Origin of the sequence: Marivirga lumbricoides (assembly GCF_014636295.1) — a bacterium.
In the GTDB taxonomy this organism is placed as follows: Bacteria; Bacteroidota; Bacteroidia; order Cytophagales; family Cyclobacteriaceae; genus Marivirga; species Marivirga lumbricoides.
In genome coordinates this window covers 625,832-646,534 of sequence record NZ_BMEC01000001.1, presented here as the reverse complement: position 1 = coordinate 646,534, position 20,703 = coordinate 625,832, and the positions used below count along the sequence as shown (strand labels likewise).

Genomic DNA, 20,703 nt, shown 5'->3' with positions numbered 1-20,703 from the left:
CGGTGATGGAAGGAAGTTTTGGAACCCATAAAACGGCCTACGGCCTGAATAAAATCAAGGTTAAGGGAGAGAAACGAGAAATGATGCATGTTTTCTTCGCTGTCATGATGGCCAATGCTGTTAAGCTCAGCAAACGGAAATCTGAGAAAACACCCCTACTTCAGGCTGCATAAACTTAAGTCGGAAAAAGTCATGGGATCAGTGTGTCCATACTATTCAAAATAGGAATTTCTTCAGATTTGCAAATAGTAATATCTATAATTTTGTACTTTTCCAAGAAGTTAAACACCTAAACATCGAGGATCAAAATAAAAAAAGCTGAACTTCATCAGTCCAACTCTTATATTTTCCTTTGGCTATAGTAATTATCAAGGACGTCCTATTTACTTCTCTAGGAGTAGTAATATAAAAGTCATTGAAAAGAATCACATCCTTCACATAATGGGTTCGTACAATGGGTTTATTTAGGGACTCAATGGTAAAAATATTGTAGGTAGATTCAGTTCCTCCATGAGTAAGATCTCTTTTGATTATCCAGTCAAATGCAGTATCAACTGAGATTTCTCGATGAGCATCAAAAATAAATTTATCATCCTCTTCGGTGACTACGAAGATTCTTTGTTTTATTAGATTGCGAGTAGTATCAGAGTATTTTAAATCATAACTTTTTGTTGTCTCTTCAAAATCTTTTATCAGTTGTATGTTATGTATGTCAATAGTGGTTAACTTGTCAGTTACATTTTTTGATTCTGCACTATACCAGAGCTTTTTTGAAAAATAATCTTTTAAATAATCTGAAGAAAATGCGTAGCCGTATCGAGCAAAAATCTCGTTCCTCATTATGCTTAACTCTTTCTTCGATTTGCCTGCTAGAAATTCTTTAGTGAGTTTAAATTGCTCTGGAGTATTCTGTGCATTAATTGAAAATAAAGAAAAGAGGGATATGATAATACATAAGGTGATGTTTATAAATACCTTATTTATTCTTTTATTGTTTGTAATAAAAGTCCAATTAATATGTCTATATATTTCTAAACTAAGCATAATGCCAATTTATGCATAAAATCCACTTTTTTTGATTCCATTGTAAGCTTTGACATTTAATTAAATGATGAGCCTACACCTCTAACTGAGATTCTGTAAATGAAATGAACAACATTGAAAATCTGACCATCGTGTAATTATTTAGAAATATCATGGTTAATGTTTACTTAAATAATTTTTTATCACCTCAATTTCTATACGCTATCTTTGGTATGCGAATTCAATTACCTGGCTATGCTTTGAATTGACCCTATCTATTAAATAAGTGTGTTTTCAGCTATACTTATTTACTTTTCTTAACCTCCAACAAACAGCTACAATACTTACTAGTATTTACAAATTACTCTATTCAAAACAGTGAACATAGTTTCTTACTTTATAAAATCCTAACTATTTATAAAATAGATTAAGAATACTCAGCATTGGGTATAGGGATTGGAGTGGGAGGAGGCAGGTTATTCACCATCAGCACAAATGCTCCATTCATTTTAGTAGAGCACCTTTATGAAATGAAGTGGACAATACTGCTGAGCTCAGTGTATAAGTAAGAGGGAACAAAGAAAAGGTTGAAGTATCTTGTTTGGTCATATAATCAGCAATGCTATCATAGATTTAACTTAATTCACTTTTAAGTGAAGAGTTATTAACTGAAACAGCACGGTGCCTGCACGTGGTAATTTAAGTCAGGATGTAGTTAGAATTTCTAAATCAGGGTGCCATGGGTAAGCCTAATAATCCTCCTTATTCAATAACTAAAATGCAAAATATTTAATTGATAGAGTAGAAAATGGGATCATTTTGGTATAAAATATTAAGTATAAACGGTTGAGATATAATATATTGAGATAATGATGGGTATTTGTTTATTGTTGTTAACAATAATGGGTTAAAAGCATTTTACTCGTGAAGAAAATCGCTTTTTTTATTATTAAAGTTACATTTATCGATAGTTTTTATTTGTTTATTCCTCTTCTTATTAACCCAATTGATCGAATTAGGCGTTTAACCATCTATTAAATCCATATCTTAGTGGGAGAATTTTCTTTTTTAATAATTACATCAGAAAAAACAGAAAACATGAAAGAACTATTACCAATGAGAGTTGGCAGGTTAAAAACACTGCTGACATTGTCACTTACGTTACTGACGCATTTTATGTACAGTCAGGTAGTTAATATTGGATCTTCGCGCGGCACTATTTCCCTCAGTGTGGAGGCAGGAAATACAGCTGAGCAAACTTTTACTTTAAGTAATTCTGGTAATGCCACGCTGGAGTGGAATTTAGAGAATATAAGAATTGGGGAGGAGGTTACTTTTACCAAAACGGACTTTGCTGATTGGACATTGGAGGAAAATCAAGATAGAATTACAGAGCAGGTGTGGATTACCAGAGCTAATGAGCAAGGAATATTTAATTTTGCTTATGAGAGTAGCTTCAGGAGTGATGAATCCCCGGCAGGAACAGAATGGTCATATGGAAATTCATTAAATCTTAGCTCAGATGATTACAGAAATTGGTTAAGTGCTATTTCTGAGAACCCTCCAGAAATGGTCGGAAGAATTATTTCTATGCATGCTATTGAGGAAGATAGATATTTCGATATTGAGTTCACCTCGTGGACAGAATGGACAGAAGAGTCTTCTGGTGGTGGATTTTCCTACATCAGAAATGAAGTGTTTACACAGGCTGGTTTATCATCAAATAGTGGTGAGATAGCAGCTGGTGCTTCTGGCGATATTACTCTTACAGTAGATGCGCTAAATCTTGCTGCAGGAACTTATTCTTTTAATATTGTAATTGCTAGTAATGCTACGAGTACTCCTGAATTAATTATACCAGTAGAACTTACTGTTACAGGTAGTGCGGAGCTGGATGTAGCTGGCTCTTTGAGTTTTGATAATACATTCATCGGAGCAAACACTACGGAGGTATTAACTATTGTTAATGATGGTACTGCCTCTTTGACAATCTCCGAGATCAGTTCAGATAACGAAGCTTTTGCCTCTTCATTAAGTGATTTAACAGTTCCGGCTTTCTCGTCCAGAGATATTGAGGTCATTTTCACCCCGGCATTAGCGCAAACCTATACAGGAACACTTACTATAACCAGTAATGATGCTTCAAGTCCTACAGAAGTTTCCTTGTCAGGTAATGGGTTTGATCCTCCTGTAATAGAAGTGAGCGAAACATCTTTTGCCGAAACACTTGATTATGGAAATACGACCACCGCTACATTAACCATTAATAATACAGGTGCTTCATCACTTAATTGGGGTGCAAAGCTGGTGATTCCTAATTCTACTGTTTCTTTTGAAAAAAAGAATTATGCCGAAACATCTGAACCGGCCAATCAGGATAGAATTACTGATAATGTTTGGATTACGCGTGACGTAAGTCAGGGAATATTTAATATTAAACAAGAAAACTCTTATATAGGTAGTTCCCCTTTAGGTACGGAATGGGTAGATGAAAGTACTCAGATAGCCCTGAGTGATGATCTAACTTACTCCGGATGGAGAAGTGCACATGGTGGTTGTCCTTCATGCATGATAGGGGAAACTTATTCCATGAGAACTACAGATGATAACAGGTATTTTGATATAGAACTTTCCCAATGGACCGAAGGAGGGAATGGTGGTGGCTTTGCTTATACCAGAACCGAAGTTCCGGGGTGGATCACCTTATCTGATTATAGTAATACTGTGGAAGCTTCTTCTTCTACCGAAATCACGCTTGAATTTAATGCGAATAGATTCGGAGGTACACACGTAGCTCAGCTGATTATTTATTCAGATGACCCACTTCAGCCTGAAATTGTTATTCCTGTAACAATCACCATTAATGGAACTCCTGAAATTCAAGTACCTGTAACAACTTACGATTTCAATAGCGTATATGTAGGGGCTACATCGATTGCCACACAAGTAGAAGTTGTAAACAATGGAACCGCAGATTTAACCATAACTGATGTTGTTTCAGATAATACCGCTTTTACGGTGTCGGCTACATCAGCAGTTATTGCAGGAGGTGGCGGATCTTCATTTTTTGAAGTTTACTTTACACCAGGCACAGCAGGTGATGCTTCTGCTACTCTTACCCTTACCAGCGATGATCCTGTAAACAGCAGTGTGACGCTTGATCTATCTGGTAAGGGGGTAGTACCTCCATCTATTTCAGTTACACATAATGAATTGACTGTGGATTTGGATGCAGGCGTGTATGATGAAACCATTAGTATTGCCAATACAGAAGGAGCAGATTTGAAATGGACATTTTCTGCTAGTATTGATGAAACCTTAGTGAGTTTAAACGAGAACTTTAATTTGATTTTAAACCAACTACCAGGTTACTATGAGTTTAGGTATGATGGTGGTTCTGGTAACATTGGTGATGGTGGAAATGATATTTACGATGGAGGGAATGAACTTTCTACTGATTTAAGTGGTGGTACCATCGATTACTCCGACAATGTAGTGGCCGATGGAACCGGATTGTTTGGGATTGGAACAACTTATTATACCAGGCATTTCAATGGTTTATTTGTACTAGCTGCTGATTTAAACGGTGTAAGTGAATTTACCATAGACGGCAATATTGGGGCAGATGGTAATGGTGTTGTAACAGGACCAATCTTGGAAATAGAACATCATGGGGTAACATACCAGGGCTTTGTAAAAATAGTATCGGAAGGAGGAGACCCTTCTATTCATCATCTTATTATCCTTGAAAAGAATGCAGATGTTACACAAGAATATGATGAAACTTCAGAAGACGATTATCATAAGTTAAGCGGGCTTTCAGCATCTAATCGTTTGTATTATTTGCTTTTTACGCGTGAAGATGGGACCGCTTATAGCGAGGAGCAATTGAAAGCCGTAATGAATACATTTCTTGATATAACTGCAGGAGTTCCGGGTTATATTAGTCTTTCAGCAACAAGTGGTAATACAGCTAGTGGAAATGCTGATGATATAACTATGCGTATTGATCCTACAGCGGTTCCGAAAGGAATTAGTGGTACTGAGCTAAAAGTAATTAGTAATGACATAAATACTCCTGAAGTAATTATCCCTATTACTTTTATAAGTACTCCTAAAGCTATTGTTTCTGAAGCTGAGCTTAGTTTTGGTGATGTATTCCAGGAATATCCTGAAACGCAGGAATTTATTGTAACCAATGAAGGTCTTTCCAACCTGGAAGTAACCAGTATAGTCTCTGATAATGATCAGTTTACACTTGAATCATCTAGTTTAAGCCTGGCAAATGGAGAGGAAGCTGTGGTAAAAGTTATATATAGCCCATCCATTGATGGAACTGCTACAGGGACGATTACATTAACGACCAATGATCCAGCACATGAAACTATAGAGGTATTGGTTGATGGTAATGGTTTAACTGCTCCTGGTGCAGTGGTGTCACCTGAGTCCATTACGGTGAAATTATTCCCCGGTGAATCCACCACAGAAACAATCTCTATTGAGAATACTCAGGGAATTAATCTGGACTGGACTATATCAGAAGGTTCTATGGCCGGTTCTTTAGAGAGTGTATTATCTAATTTAAATAGTGGGTTTAGCAATATAACAGGTGTTATTCCTTCCAGATATGATTTTACATATGATATTACAGGGGATGCTGCAATAGAAACAGGAGGGAATGACATGTTTAGTAGTGGCAATTATATTATTAATAGTGCCTCACCTAGCACGCCATTGTTATATTCGGATAATGTGATTATAGAAGCACAGGCAGCTTTTAACAATTCTAAGGGTTACTTCGGAGAAGGGTCTATGGTGTTTACCAGGCATTTAACAGGATTGTTTGTAATGGTGGCTGATGTGAATCAACTAGATGAATTTGGAATAACTGGGGATTTGGGATCTTCTGTTTCTGTTGACGGTACAGTATTGGAGCTTACGTATCAAGGTAAGGTTTATGAGGGCTTTGTTAAGCGAGTATATGGAGGCATAACACCTTCTGTAAACCATATTGTAATAGCGGAGAAAACAGGTAATGCCACTCAAGATATTGATGGTTTTTTTATGGGGGATGACGATCATTTAGTAAGTGGTTTGAATGGTACAGATAGAATATATTACCTGATGTATGGTGGTACAGAGGGAGCCTATATTGACGATACAGCCACAGAGACTATTATGCAGACCTTCCTGGAAACTATACTTCCTGAAAGTAATTTGTCCGCAACAAGTGGCTCTACCGCTGCTGGTGATACAGATGTGATTGATTATACTTTTTCAGCAGATGATTACCCTACCGGAATTACAAGATTTAATGTAGTTGTTAATAGTAATGACCCTGAAAAACCTTCGATTTCCATTCCTGTTACGGTTTCAGTTGGAAATGTTCGTGTAGAAAATATAATCGATGATATAATTATAAATGAAGGCTTTGGTACTGAAGTAATTGATATATCAACTACTTTCCGTGATGCAGATGATGATGTTTTAACATATATCCCTGCATCAAGTCGTGAAGATTTACTCTTAGCATCTGTAGCAGGAGAATCACTTACGCTTACTGAAAAAGGTATTGGTACTTCCAGAATTTCAGTGGCTGCAACAGATGGTACTAATACTGCTTTTGCTGACTTCAATGTAAGAATAAATGCGGTGCCGGTTGCCGTGAATCCCATTGAAGATCAGGTGTATGAGAGAAGCTTCGGTACTGCACAATTTGATTTAACTACTGCTTTTGAAGATGCCGATACAGAAGATGAACTAAGTTACGCTGTTTCATTAAGTGTAGCGGGTGTTGTAGAAGCAAGTATTGATAATGGAATATTAACGTTAACAGAAGTAGCTGCGGGAACAGTCAATATCACTGTATCTGTTACTGATGGCGTAGGGGGAGAGTTGGACTATACCTTTGAGGTATCAGTTAATAAAACTGAAGCTACAATTACCATTACTGATTTAAGCTTTGAATTTGATGGCACAGCGAAAGAAGCAACTATTATAACCAATCCTGCGGGGTTAAATGTTGTTGTTACTTACAACGGTAGTGAAGAGGCTCCTGTTGAAGTGGGTGAGTACGATGTTTTAGCTAGTATAGAAGATGTTAATTTCAAAGGTAGTGCTAGTGCCACTTTAATAATCAGAGCTGTAACTGCAATTGATAAAGAGCAAATAGCTGATATTGTTATTTATCCCAATCCGGCTAGCAGTCATTTAAATGTAGTACTGGGGATTGAAAAAACTGATGTAGATATCATTGATATATCTGGAAGTGTTATAAAGCATATTGCTGGTTATACATCTGGTGAATCTATAGATGTTAGCACACTTAATTCTGGCGTTTATATTGTTCGTGTTCAAACAGAAGACGCAATAGCAAACCTTAGATTTATTAAAAAATAGATTTTTTGATCAATGAAAATTGGAAAAGGGGGAGCAATAGCTTCCCCTTTTTTTATATTATGTGATTTTATCTTATAGTGAGAGGTGATGAGGAAAATAATTAGAACTCACTTCTTCTATAAGTGTAGCTGAAGCTTTAGGTTTATGACCCAACGATTTAATCATTAATTATATCCTTCAACATTTTTTTTACTGTCTTACTGAGAAGGTTTGGTGTTTTAGGTCCACTTTGATTAGTTATGATGGAGATGCCTAACCGATAATCAGGAAAAATAAACAACCAGTTTTGTGTACCGCTTGTACCTCCATGATGATTGTATGAAGTACCATGTTTATCATTCCATACTCTCCAAAAATACGCTATTTTAAAAGTTTTTCCTTCTTCGAAAAGCACTTTATGGGACTCAGAGGCAATTGGGTCTTCATTATTTAGTTGCAATTCAATATAACGGAGCATATCAGTAAGATTCATTTTCACTCCACCTGCTGATCCCCATAACGGGTTGAGCTGATTCGGTGATAGCGTTGTATTGTTCATCCAATACCCTTTTACAAGTTTATCTTTTTGAATCTGGTTTAGTTCTATAGCTGTATTAGGCATACGATATGTATCCAGGAAGCTATCCTTCAAAAGTTCATCAATGCTTTTTTCATAGACTATTTCTAAAACATACCCAATTAATTCTGCTCCAGCATTAGAATATGTATACCGGGTACCCGGCTCAACATTTATAGAAACCTTTTTCAGATCCATAAGGAATTTTTGTTTATCATATGATTTCTCTATTTCATTGTACCTGGTTGGAACGTTTTCATCCAGATTTTCAAATACGCCATTTAATTCTACTGGCATAGTCATAGGTAAACCACTGGTATGCGTAAGGAGATGCTTTATTGTAATGGGCTTATCATTGTATTCTAAATTTGGATAATCTTCTTTCAAATAAAACCTAACATCTTCCTCTAAGTTAATTTTGCCCTCTTTTACAGCTTTTGCAACCAAATAGCCAGTCATTGTTTTAGTTACTGAGCCCACTTCATAGATAGATTCATTATTTGGATTATTAGCTCTTCCTTTTTCAAGCGCGCCAAAGTGTTGGGTGTAAATTTCTCCGTCATTAAACACACCTATAGAAACAGATGATATGTTTTTATTACTAACAAAGTCTTTTCCGTGTTTTTCAATAGTTTTTACAATAATATCATTGTTGTTTCTTTCTTGTGAGTAGCTCTTCTTAGATAAAAATGTTAAGCTTAAAATAATTAAGAATAGGTTGTGCTTTATTTTCATAAATGTTGGGTAACAATCTTTCAAATGTAATTTGAGGTACTCTTATTTACTTTATATTTTCCCCAGGTACCAACAAACGCTTGTAGTCGCTTAGTAAAAATTTACAAGCCGATTTATGCTGGTTACTTTATTCAATACTCTGAACATAGCTAATTTTTTATAAATATAATCTACTGAAGATCAGCGAAAAATATCCGTTCCTGGGTGTGTGTTTTGGTCAAAATGAGCAATACAAGTAAGAGTTCTGCATTGTAAATGCACTATATCAAATTAATCTGTGAAATGGAATTGAGGAGGCGGTGAAGATAATTACTAAAAATGATTAGTTTGAAATGCGTTATCATGGTCAATTTACAATGCCAGCCATATATTTTTTAGGCACTGTTGTGTGTTCTTTTCAGTTCATAAACGAAACATTCAGACTCATCAAACTGTCTCTCTTCAATAAACTCAAAGCCAAGCCTTTCATAAAATCTGTGGGCTTTTACATTGGATTTTAGTGGGTCAATAAGTATTCCGTCTACATCTTGATTCTGGAAACATCTTTGAATTGCAAGTGTCATCATTATGGTTCCATACCCTTTGTTCAGGTTGCTTTCTTCTCCAATCCAAATGTCAATAGCTTTTTTGTTTTTCTCAACAGTTCCCCAATAATGAGTTTCTTCTAAATAAGGATCAATTATTTGAATAAATCCAATTGGCTCTCCATTCAACTCAGCTATTAGTTGTTCTCTCCATGTAGGATTTCGATTAAGCTCAATTTCCCAATTCCATAAGCCATCAGGATCGCAATCAATTACGTGCTGTTTTGTGTCCCAGTGTTTTACTAAGTCAAGGTCATGAATTGTAGCAACTCTTAATTGCATTGATATCCCATTTTTTCAGCTTGCATATAATAAATTACTATATGCCCTTTAAAGTACACATATTTACTTTTTTCTTAACCGAAAGCAAAGGCTTGTAAGCCGTATTCTTTATTCCAACAGCTACAAACTATTTTAAGCACTATGTATTAACAATATTTAGTATCGTTTTATATCCTTAAGTATAGGCTACCCATTGCTTATCCACCTTTTTGTAGATCAAACTTCGGTTCATTTCTTCCACTGAATGGCATCCTGAAGCAGCCAATAATTCCAAAAAGTCTTCCAATATATTTTTGTGGTAATTCCTAACTCGCTTCCATTTTTCGGACACTACCAACCCTCTTACAAATTTTGGGTCGTTTGTAGCCACAGCGGTAGGGCATTCGTTGGTGTTGCATTTTAATGCTTGTATACAGCCCAGCGCCAACATCATACCGCGTGCTGAATTACATACATCTGCTCCGATGCACAGCGCCTTGAATATGTCAAAGGCAGTAAAAATCTTAGTGGCTGTGATGACCTTAATTTCTTGTTTCAGATTATACTTATTGAGTGTGTCAACCACAAAAATCAAAGCATCTTCCCAGGGCATGCCCACGTAGTTGGAGAAATCAATAGGAGCAGCGCCTGTACCTCCTTCGGCACCGTCTACAGTGATGAAATCCGGCTTGATGCCTGTTTTGAGCATTTCTTCACATATTTCAACAAACTCCTGCTTACTACCTATGGCCAGCTTAAAGCCAACAGGTTTTCCGTTGGACAATTCGCGCAATTGCTGAATGAACTGCAATAATCCTTCCGCATTCCCGAAAGCAGAATGACCTGGAGGGGAGAGTACCACCGTATGTGGTTTTACACCTCTTATTTCTGCAATTTCGGCATCATTTTTAGCTGCAGGCAATACCCCCCCATGCCCTGGCTTGGCTCCTTGTGAAACTTTGATTTCGATCATTTTCACTTGCTCCCAATTGGCCTTCTCTTGAAACTTATCCGCATCAAAGTTTCCCTCCTCATTCCGGCAACCAAAGTAGCCTGTGCCTATTTCCCACACTAAATCACCACCTTTCAAATGGTACTTTGATATACCGCCTTCGCCTGTATCATGAAAGAAGCCTCCGGCTTCTGCCCCTAAATTCAATGCTTCCACCGCATTTTTACTCAAAGCACCAAAACTCATTGCTGAAATGTTAAACAGAGAGGCGCTGTAGGGTTGTCGGCAATCTTTACCGCCAATCATAACGCGAGGAGGACGCTCCATTTTTTTGGCCGGGTAGATGCTGTGCTGCATCCATTTATAATCATCGTGATTAATGTCCAGCTCTGTGCCGAACGGGTGTGTTTGTCGCTCTTCTTTGGCGCGTTCGTAGATATAGCTGCGATGATTTCGATCGATGGGCTTTCCATCCGTGCCTGATTCCACGAAATACTGATGCAGTTCGGGACCAATCATTTCCAGTAAGAAACGTATATGGCCAACTACAGGAAAGTTTCTGAGTATGGTATGCTTTTTTTGAAACATATCATAAAAGCCAATGGATGCTAATAGGATAGCCAGAACAATAAAGCCTGGCAAAGGCCATAAAATAATCCCAATGATTATTCCAAAAATAATCGAGGCAATTAAGGTGAATTTAAGTGCTTCTTTCATAATAGATTACAATTCTCTCAGGTATTTTATGTCGCTTTTGGTTGTATCTACTATTTCTGCAAATTTTCCATTCAGCATCATTTTGGACATAGATTTAGCAAAGCCTTTCATTTGTTCAAAAGTGAGAGAGGGGGGCATGGCCAGCGCATTTGGATCCGTGAAAATGTTGACGATGGCAGGCCCTTTATGGTTGAATGCATTTGAAAGTGCTAATTCGACATCTTTGGATTCTTTGGCCTCCCAGCCGGCAATGTTCATTGACTCAGCCAATTTAACAAAATCAGGATTAACCATATCGGTTTGCCAATCCATGTAGCCTTCCACACGCATTTCCAGTTTCACCATCCCCAGCGTACGGTTATTAAAAATAATGATTTTAACCGGTATTTGATATTGGCTAATGGTCATCAAATCGCCTAAGAGCATGGAGATACCTCCGTCTCCGCAAAAAGCAATTACCTGACGATCAGGATGCGATAAGCCGGCACCCATGGCCATCGGCATGGCATTGGCCATAGATCCATGATTGAAAGAGCCGGTCAGATAGCGATTTTTCCCCGCTTTTAAGTAGCGCGCAGCCCACACAGCACTCATTCCAGTATCCACGGTAAATATGGCATCATCATCAGCTAATTGATCTACCAAATGAGCTACATATTCCGGGTGGATGTTTTTTTCAGAGGATTTATCTTTTACATAGCTTTCATAGGTGTTTTCAATATCCTGATGCAATGCACGCATTTTGTCAAGAAACTCAGTGGAGGTTTTTGCTTTCAGGAGAGGCAGGAGCTCTTGCAGGGTTGATTGAATATCGCCACAGTACCCATAATCTACCTTGGCCCTTCTACCCAATTTTTCCGGTTTGGTATCGATCTGAATGATTTTACATTTTTCCGGAAGAAATTCACTGTAAGGAAAATCTGTACCCAGCATCAGCAGTACATCTGCCTGATGCATGGCTTCAAAACCGGATTTATTCCCCAGAAGGCCATTTAAACCCACTGCATAGGGATTGCTAGCCCGTTCAAAAAATATTTTCCCTCTAAAACTATAGCCCAATGGGGAATGGAGTCTTTCGGCCAGTTGCATCACTTCATCTACCGCATGGCGACAACCATGTCCGCAAAAGAGCACCACTTTTTCATTTGTGTTGATGATCCCGGCAAGTTCATCAAGATCATCGGTGTTTGGTATCACGCGTGGCTGCGTATAGAAATTTTTATTGGCAGAGTGCACTGATTCTATTTGAGCAGAGGCTACATCACCCGGCAGCCCTAACACAGCTACCCCTCTTTGGCTGATAGCGTGCTGAATGGCAGTTTGCAACCCATTTTGTGCCTGTTTTGGCGTATTGGCCATAAACACGTATTTCGAACAATCCTGGAATAGTGCTTCGGGTCTTGTTTCCTGAAAATTGTCCAGCCCCAGTTTATCAGTATGAACGGTTGAAGCAATAGCAATAACAGGATTTTCGGCTCTGTTGGCATCATATAGGCCATTAACGAGGTGCACATGTCCCGGGCCACTGCTCCCCATACAACAACCGATGCCATTCAGTTCCGCATCCATAGAAGCTGCGTAAGCACCTGCTTCCTCGTGCCTGACGTGAATCCACTGCAACCTGCCATCTCTTCGCACGGCATCGTTTACGGGGTTGAGACTGTCACCTGTGATGGCATAAATTCTTTTTACACCTGCGGCAACAAGTGTTTCTACTAAGTGGTCAGCTACATTTTTTGACATATTAATTTTGGTTTGATAGTATTAAATTTATTGTTGCTTTAATTCGCTATAACGCCAATATAAGAACCGTAGCTTTGGCTTGCTCATGGCATTATGGAAATATAATTTTCACATATTTTAGCAGCTACTTTTCATTCATCAGTGATTTCAAATTTTTCCTGATCAACATCTGATTTAACTTTTTGAATCAATTTCAAATTATCAGTTGTCGCAATAAAATAAGCCGTTTCAGACCATTCCCAACTTTCCTGTTCTCTTACATTAGTACCATCTACTTCGTAATAAACAGAAATGGAATCTCCTTTAGTGTCAATTACAATTTTGTCGAAAGTATTTTGGCTTGTTGCAGTATAAGGAATTGTCGGGCAGTTTGATTTTTGTAGTTCGGATAAAACCTCTTTGTCACCTGAGAACCATTTTCTTAAATAACCAAGGTGTTTTTCTGAACATTGATAGCCTAGTCCAAGAGCGGTGATTATTTTACAGTCTAAATTGCTTCTATCCTCATTTGCCTCTCCGTCCCACCAACACTCGTTTCCTATAAAGGTAGACACATATCCAATCGCAGCTTTTTCCTGATTGGTCATTGTGTTAATATAGTCTGTATTCAAAAATATTGAGCTGAACGTCTCTTTTAGTGTTGAGTCGTACTTCATGTCTCTCCACATGAAGGTTATTGTCGTATCGGTTAAATTTAATTTAGAAGTTTCAGCTTCTTCTTTTTTTCTGTTTGTTGATTCCTGTTCAGTTTTTGTGTTTATCCGTCCACAACAAGTCAAAAGGGTGAAGACTGTAATTATTTGTATTAGTTTCATTTTTTCAATTGTCGCTACCAATTTGCTAAGTACACCGGAAGGTACACTTATTTACTTTAAAATTTTCACTACCCAACTATAATTACTGAAAATGCTTACAACATTTACAAATCATTTTTGCTAGTTACTCTATTCAAAGTTCTGAACATACTTTCTAAAAAAAAGAACCAACCTTTTAAAGAAGGCTGGTATAATTATGTTTTTTATATTCTCTATATTTCTATTTCGTTTCAATTTCGATTATTTCTTTTCCTTGATCGCCCAGATAATGAGTTAATATTCTTTCGTACACTTTATAGCCATCATCCACATTGGTGAAGATAATTAATCCTTTCTGGGTTTTTGGAAATATAAAAACAATGGTTTGAACCCCATTGTCAGCCCCTCCGTGGGATAAGGCATAATCTCCATTTTTAAAATTGTACACTTCAAATCCCAGCCCGAAGTGCTTTCCATTTTTGGTGGCCACCTGATTGCTTTGCATTTCTTTAAACACCTTCTCTGAAAGACCTTCACCCTTCATGGTGCTGATCAAAAAGGCTGCGTAGTCTTCTATGGTAGTGAGTAAGTCATCTGCAGCATTTTCATATTTTCTTTTATACGTTTCGTAAGTATTCCCCTCTTTGTCATACCCTAGTGCCACTCTCGATTCATCTGTCGCTTCATTCCAAATGTATTGGGTATCTGTCATTTTCAGAGGCTCAAAGATCAATTCCGTTGCTAGCTGATTTAAAGATTTATCAAACTTCTTTTCTAATGCTTTCCGCAAATATTCAAATCCTTCTCCTGAATATTGATATTGAGTTCCGGGAGTGAATTCAAAGTGCAACTTCCCATTTTCATTATTCTCCCGCCAGTTAGGAAAGCCTGTTTGATGACTGAGAATATGTCTTGTCGTCAATTTTTTAACCCTATCCTCATTCTTTAGATCCGGATCGATCCAATATTTGTAAATAGGTTCATCCAAATCCCACTGACCCGCACTGACTAATTTTAAAGTGACCATTGCAGTAACTGGCTTGGTTAATGAAGCTACATTGAAAATGGTATTATATGGAGCGGAAATACCTGCTTTAATTTCTCCAAAAACCTGTATTTGTTTAAGTGCTCCATTTTCAATTAAGCCAAGACCGAGCGTTGGAACTTTATTTTCTTTGAGCCATTGTTCCATTTCTGCGTTATTTTCAAAAATCGGTTTTTCTGTTGCTTGCACTTCATAGGCCCGATGTCCATAACTTAAAGAAGTTCCCAGTTTCCACAGGCCATTTTCCAGCACCCATACATTTGAAAACCTGGCAATACCGGGTTGGCTTTCTTCGCTTTCATAAAACAAATGTTTACCATTATGAATGGCTCCATACAAAACTCCATTTTTATATAGAGGGAAAATCTCTGTACTTTCTTTTACTAATATTCTTTCTACCTGGCGCGTTTCAGGACTTTTGCACAGTCCGTTTTTTAAATCGTACAGAAATTTTGTCTTATCAGAGATTCCATCTTTATCGTGGTAAAACTTTAAATCATTACTTAATAGGTATTCAAATTGGCTGATGTCGCAGGTATTAAACCCTACATTGAAAAGTAAGCTGTCTTGGGTTAGTATGGTATTATAGAGTGTTGAATTTTTGTCAACTTGCGCTATGCTATTTGCCTCAAAGATAATAGAGATCACGAAGCATAGAATGATTTTTTTGGACATAATGAATTTTGTTTTGCTGTAAATAATAATCTCAGCAAAAGTGAAAAACTCATTTACTTTATTCTAAAAATCAGCCCGACAATAACTCGACAATCACCCGACAGTTTTTATATCATATTGAAATTCAGCTTGTAGCGGAGTGTTTGGCGTTTATCAATCTCTCTTGCATTCCGAAGAATAATGAATAAGTTCGATAGAGCAATTGTTATCATTAGCAGGAAAGAGAGCTGGTTACCAGGCTTAAAAAAGATGCCCAGCATAAATACGATAGGGGCTAAAATTGTCCAAAGTATTTGTATTGAAATAAGCTGTTTAGTGAGGCTGTTTTTTTGTTTCATGGCGAACATCAGAACAAGCGGGATGAGGATGTTTAAGGGTGGAAAAATGATAAAAGGGATGGACGAAAGGTTGATTAATTTTAGAGTAGAATAGTTAATGAATGCCTCGTCCTGGAACTCTTTTTTCTCTTCAATGATAGGTTGTTTTGCCGGTTCAGGCTTTTTGTGAAGCAAGTCACTTTCTTTTATTTCTAATGCTTTTGCCAAAACTCTAAGAGTATGCCCTTTAGGCTCTCTTCCTGTTTCAATTCGCTGTATGGTTCTTGCAGAAATTCCGGATTTTTCTGATAACTCTTCCTGAGTCAGATTTTGTTGTTCTCTTAATGCTTTTAACCTGGACATTCTTCTTTTTTAAATCGCCACCAACAATGCTATAAACCCTGAATGAGTTTTGATGCAATATATCAAGATTCCCAATATGTTTTCACTTGGGGATTTTTAAATAAAGCAAATACTGGTTAACCTATAAAGGGAAAAAACATTTATTTAAGTTTTTACTTAGCTTTTAATCTGTAGAATTTAATGCAAGAAGTGCAGAAGTAAATAATTTCATTATAAATATATTTGTCGGAATATTGCCTGTATTTACCGGATTTTTTCTAATGATAAGGATAATCTCTTTTATATATTTGCAATTAGTGGTTTAATTACCCGTTACCAGGTAATAGTTCATCTGAAAATTAAGTTCAACCTAATAACCCCAAAAAAGCATGACAGCTTTCACATCTCAGTACTTCCGGTTTATAAAATGTGTACCCGATATTAATAGTAAGCTGAGTTAGTATCATAAACATGGAGTCTCCGCTAAGGCGGGGCAAAATCAAGACTAATTTTTTTAAAAGTCTTAATTTATGCTGCCTGTGCCTAATAATCGGCATATCTCCTGTTATAATACAATCAGATTATGGATACCGCCTGGGAGCGGCACAGGCTAATTTTCTTTTTTCTGAAAAATATAATCCCTCTTTAGCGAGACCGAAATAGCTTGTCCCGCCAAAGCGGGAAAGTCCCGAAGGACTCTCAGAATGCCTAATTATGCATTCATTTAATAATTCTTAAATCAAATTTTATAGTTAGCACATCAATACAATTCAATATAAATCAACCCTTTCAAAAGAAAAGACTATGGATAAGATCACCTATGCTACCCGGCAAAATGTAAAACAAAATAAGCAGTCTGAAGAAACGATTTGCACCTTTATTGACAAACAGGCCTTGCAGTACCCTGAACGCACTGCTTTAATAGATGGTGAAACAGAGATAAACTATAAGTACCTAATGAAAAGAGCAGGTGCAATTGCAGGCGAGCTTTTGGCACGTGGTGTGAAGCCCGGGTCATTAGTAGGAGTATGCATGGGCAGAAAATGGGAGCTTGCGGCCACTATCTTGGGAGTATTGCAGGCAGGCTGTGCGTATGTGCCGCTTGACCCCGCTTACCCTCGCGAACGTGTTAATTATATGTTGAAACACTCAGGGGCTGTAGCAGCAATTGTAGATACTGAAAGTACCGCTGAACTTTGCTCAGGAGTAAACGAATTAATATGGTTGGGTGATGCGATAAGTAATGAAACTTCAGACCATACAATTTCTCCCTCCGGAGATGATCTTGCCTATGTGATCTATACATCAGGCTCTACAGGACAACCAAAAGGAGTAGCCATAGAGCATCGCAATGTGGTGGCCATGATTGAGGCAATGGATAATATACTGGAAGAGGAAGACCTGCAGGGAATGCTGGCTGCGACATCAGTCTGTTTCGACCCATCGGTTATGGAAATCTTAGGTACCTTATCATTAGGAGGAACAGTGGTACTGGCCAATAATATGCTTGATCTGCCAGCGCTGACTGAGGCAAAACTGGTAAAAAGTTGCGTAGTGGTACCATCTGCCATACAAGCATTGCTTTCTTCAGGTTGGGTGCCGAGCGGTATGAGAACTATCGTTTTTGGCAGTGAAGCACTAAAGAAACCACTGGCAGAAAGGCTTTTCGCCCTCAGGACAGGAGTGAGGGTATTTAATTTATATGGACCTACCGAAGATACTGTGTTTTCTACTGCGACTGAGATCTTTGAAGATACACCTACCATTACTATTGGAAAGTCGGTGCCTAACTCCCGCTCATATATTCTGGATGCTTCTATGAACATAGTGCCCGATGGTGTGGAGGGAGAGTTATATTTGGCGGGAAACAAGCTTGCACGTGGCTACTTATATGATGAAGCCCGTACCAATGAACGATTTGTAGTGCCAGATTCGAATGATGCTATCCCTGAAGAAAGATTGTATAAAACGGGAGATCTATGCAGAAGAACTGAAAATGGGGATATTGAATTTCTGGGCCGCGTAGATCAGCAAGTGAAGATCAAAGGATTCCGGATTGAACTTGAAGAGATCGAGTCTGTGCTGGAATCTATGCAGGGCATTAAAGCAGCTGCGGTAGCCGCAGTGGAAGGTGGCAGTGGGCAAAAAGTACTTGTGGCCTATGTGGTTTGCCAGAGTAAACTAATTACAGATGAAGAGGTGAAGGCCTATTTATGGGAAAGAATGCCAAAGTATATGGTGCCTCACCTGATAGTGCACCTGGAGGAACTTCCCCTTTTGCCTAATGGAAAGCTAGACCGCAATACTTTAAGGAATTTAAAAGAAGTACATGATGGCAAGGAACCGGCTTCAGGCAGCAATGATATTGATCAATCAGGTAGCTTGATTCAGAGTCTGACAGAATCCACCAAAAGCCAGCAAGCCACCCTGCTTTCCATCATTCAGGGTGAAGTGGCTTCACTCCTGAACATTGATAAACAGCAGGTTTTGCCAAACCATTCTTTCACTGGCCTTGGTCTCGATTCTCTTACCACGCTGGAGTTGAGTAGCAGGCTTTCAAAGATACTAGGTAAGAGATTACCTGTAACAGCAGTGATGGAGTATCCTTCTCCCTCAGCACTTGCTAATTACATCTTTCAATTGATGAAAGGTAACACAGATCATGAATCTGCAGAACAGCAGTCCTGCAAGGTGGTTTCAGATTCTCTCGCCACTTTTCAGACGCATATTCAGTCGAGCCACCCTACTTTTCAGGCCGCCAAGGTATCTGCCTGGTCTGCTCCTGATAAGAGTAAGCTTGTGCAGGAAGTATTACACCTGGTGAATGATCAACGCAGAAACCCTTACAGTAAGGTACTTCGCACAGGAAGTGCCACACGGGGTATGGTAGCAGATGCGTATAATGATGAAGAACAAGAGGCTATTATATGGACAACCAACCTGTACCTGGGTTTGAATCGTGATGAGGAAGTGATCAGAGAGGCTACTAAAGCGGTACAGGAATTTGGTACCGGAATGGGAACTTCTGCTGCGGCTTCTGGTATGACTGATCACCACTTGCAGTTTGAAAAAGAATTTGCTGAGCTAACCGGAAAACCAAGTGCCTGCCTGTTTCCTACTGGCTACACGGCAAATGTAGGTGCTGTTGCAGGAATTCTGGGTAAGAATGATGTAGTCATTATCGATCAGCTTTGTCATGCATCCATCGTGGATGGCGCACGACTTTGCGGGGCCACTATCAGGTCGTTTCAACACAACAATGCCGCTGATCTGGAAGCTATTCTGAAGTCGGAAGCATCGCCATACCGCACTATGATGGTAGTACTTGAAGGTGTATACAGCATGGGGGAAGGTGCAGCTCCGGTAGCAGAAATTGTGCATACTGCCAAAAAATATGATGCATTGGTACTGGTTGATGAAGCTCATTCTTTCGGGTTTTACGGGGATCGTGGGGCAGGCATCTGTGCGGCTCAGGGTATTACGGAAAAGGTAGACTTTATTATGACTACACTAAGTAAGGCACTTGGAAGCCTGGGAGGTGTGGTGGCAGCTTCGCAGGAGCATGTGGACCTGATGAAATCTTCATCTCGTGCCTATATCTTCCAGGCCTCTATCAGTCCGGCCGATATGGCTGCTGCACTCACTTCTTTACGTAGGCTTCGCTCAGACGACAATTTAAGACAGCGCCTTTGGGATACCACCCGCTATATGCGTCAGCAATTTACTGAAGCAGGCTATGACCTGGGTACAGGAGATGGCCCCATTGTTACTCCGCATTTTAGTAATAAAGATAAGCTTTACGCCATAGTTCAGAGCATGTATAAACGGGGCATACAAACCTCAGCTGTTACTTATCCTATTGTGGAAAGTGGACGCGGTCGTCTCAGGCTCATCTGCTCGGCTGCACATACAAAAGAGGATGTGGATAAAACGCTGGCAGCACTTATAGAAGCCGAACGTGAGGTGGATGAACTGCTAGCAGCGATCCCTGCAGGTACTGAAGGCTCCGTTGCTAAGCAATCTGATTTAGAGGATTGGGCCTATAGCTTTTCTGTTTATCTGAAAGAGTGGGTGGATAAATCTCAGCAACCTACTCCGGATCTTGTTATTTTGGTCAGAATTTCCGAGCAGGAAAATCCGGTAATGATAGTGGTCAATAAAGGAGAAGTTATGTTGAAAACTGAAGAAGTAACGGGCCTCCCGGTTTGTTCGCTGCTTTTAAAGGACAGTGAGGCACTCTCTGCATTACGCGCTTCAAATGTTCAGGGACTGCTTCAGAGCATTGGTAAAGGCACATGTATATTGAATGGTCAGGTAGAGCCCTTTGTATGGTTCATCGGAAGGATGGTTGAACAGCAACGTGGTGTGAAGAAGGCTGAAGGAGAGAAGTTACTTGCCTGAACCAAATAACTAACAAACCCCCGAAGTCTGAGGCTTCGGAGGTTTAAATTATATTATTGTGCTTCTAATTATGGAGTTGTGAATAATTTGAATAGTCTAGAGTTATTAATAAACAGCTTCATGGTACGCACATATCTGTCAAGAAGCTACAGATTTATC

10 protein-coding genes are annotated in these 20,703 nt (G+C 38.7%); 2 read left to right on the top strand and 8 right to left on the bottom strand.

Annotated features, from left to right (window positions below):
* Positions 1-303: 303 nt before the first annotated feature.
* A complete protein-coding gene (locus IEV85_RS02725; protein WP_188460246.1) occupies positions 304-1,044 on the bottom strand; it encodes a YARHG domain-containing protein in 741 nt (246 codons plus the stop codon).
* A 1,077-nt stretch (positions 1,045-2,121) separates the two neighbouring features.
* On the opposite strand from IEV85_RS02725, the gene IEV85_RS02720 reads away from it, so the two are divergent.
* On the top strand, positions 2,122-7,422 hold the full coding sequence (locus IEV85_RS02720; RefSeq protein WP_188460245.1) for a choice-of-anchor D domain-containing protein: 5,301 nt from the start codon (positions 2,122-2,124) through the stop codon (positions 7,420-7,422).
* A gap of 157 nt (positions 7,423-7,579) precedes the next feature.
* Here the strand turns inward: IEV85_RS02720 and IEV85_RS02715 are convergent, their stop codons facing one another.
* From IEV85_RS02715 to IEV85_RS02685, 7 genes are all read right to left on the bottom strand, one after another.
* The gene (locus tag IEV85_RS02715; protein ID WP_188460244.1) at positions 7,580-8,713 is read right to left on the bottom strand and encodes a serine hydrolase domain-containing protein; all 1,134 of its coding nucleotides are present in this window, start codon (positions 8,711-8,713) and stop codon (positions 7,580-7,582) included.
* A gap of 374 nt (positions 8,714-9,087) precedes the next feature.
* Complete coding sequence (locus IEV85_RS02710) at positions 9,088-9,579, bottom strand: GNAT family N-acetyltransferase (RefSeq protein ID WP_188460243.1); 492 nt, start codon at positions 9,577-9,579, stop codon at positions 9,088-9,090.
* Between the two features lie 175 nt (positions 9,580-9,754).
* Complete coding sequence (locus IEV85_RS02705; RefSeq protein ID WP_188460242.1) at positions 9,755-11,227, bottom strand: FMN-binding glutamate synthase family protein; 1,473 nt, start codon at positions 11,225-11,227, stop codon at positions 9,755-9,757.
* Between the two features lie 6 nt (positions 11,228-11,233).
* Entirely contained in the window at positions 11,234-12,970 is a 1,737-nt protein-coding gene (locus tag IEV85_RS02700) for a thiamine pyrophosphate-dependent enzyme (protein ID WP_188460241.1), read from the bottom strand.
* Positions 12,971-13,101: 131 nt separating this feature from the next.
* The gene (locus IEV85_RS02695; RefSeq protein WP_188460240.1) at positions 13,102-13,785 is read right to left on the bottom strand and encodes a hypothetical protein; all 684 of its coding nucleotides are present in this window, start codon (positions 13,783-13,785) and stop codon (positions 13,102-13,104) included.
* Positions 13,786-14,005: 220 nt separating this feature from the next.
* Positions 14,006-15,484: a serine hydrolase domain-containing protein gene (locus IEV85_RS02690; RefSeq protein ID WP_188460239.1), complete on the bottom strand. Its 1,479-nt coding sequence runs from the start codon at positions 15,482-15,484 to the stop codon at positions 14,006-14,008.
* A gap of 107 nt (positions 15,485-15,591) precedes the next feature.
* Positions 15,592-16,164 (bottom strand): helix-turn-helix domain-containing protein, encoded by a 573-nt coding sequence (locus tag IEV85_RS02685; protein WP_188460238.1) that lies wholly within the window; start codon positions 16,162-16,164, stop codon positions 15,592-15,594.
* A 783-nt stretch (positions 16,165-16,947) separates the two neighbouring features.
* Between IEV85_RS02685 and IEV85_RS02680 the strand changes: the two genes are divergently transcribed.
* Entirely contained in the window at positions 16,948-20,544 is a 3,597-nt protein-coding gene (locus IEV85_RS02680; RefSeq protein WP_188460237.1) for an amino acid adenylation domain-containing protein, read from the top strand.
* Positions 20,545-20,703: the final 159 nt, after the last annotated feature.

Coding starts and splice junctions, on each gene's coding strand:
- IEV85_RS02725 (WP_188460246.1), bottom strand. CDS start 1,044: ATGCTTAGTTTAGAAATATATAGACATATTAATTGGACTTTTATTACA.
- IEV85_RS02720 (WP_188460245.1), top strand. CDS start 2,122: ATGAAAGAACTATTACCAATGAGAGTTGGCAGGTTAAAAACACTGCTG.
- IEV85_RS02715 (WP_188460244.1), bottom strand. CDS start 8,713: ATGAAAATAAAGCACAACCTATTCTTAATTATTTTAAGCTTAACATTT.
- IEV85_RS02710 (WP_188460243.1), bottom strand. CDS start 9,579: ATGCAATTAAGAGTTGCTACAATTCATGACCTTGACTTAGTAAAACAC.
- IEV85_RS02705 (WP_188460242.1), bottom strand. CDS start 11,227: ATGAAAGAAGCACTTAAATTCACCTTAATTGCCTCGATTATTTTTGGA.
- IEV85_RS02700 (WP_188460241.1), bottom strand. CDS start 12,970: ATGTCAAAAAATGTAGCTGACCACTTAGTAGAAACACTTGTTGCCGCA.
- IEV85_RS02695 (WP_188460240.1), bottom strand. CDS start 13,785: ATGAAACTAATACAAATAATTACAGTCTTCACCCTTTTGACTTGTTGT.
- IEV85_RS02690 (WP_188460239.1), bottom strand. CDS start 15,484: ATGTCCAAAAAAATCATTCTATGCTTCGTGATCTCTATTATCTTTGAG.
- IEV85_RS02685 (WP_188460238.1), bottom strand. CDS start 16,164: ATGTCCAGGTTAAAAGCATTAAGAGAACAACAAAATCTGACTCAGGAA.
- IEV85_RS02680 (WP_188460237.1), top strand. CDS start 16,948: ATGGATAAGATCACCTATGCTACCCGGCAAAATGTAAAACAAAATAAG.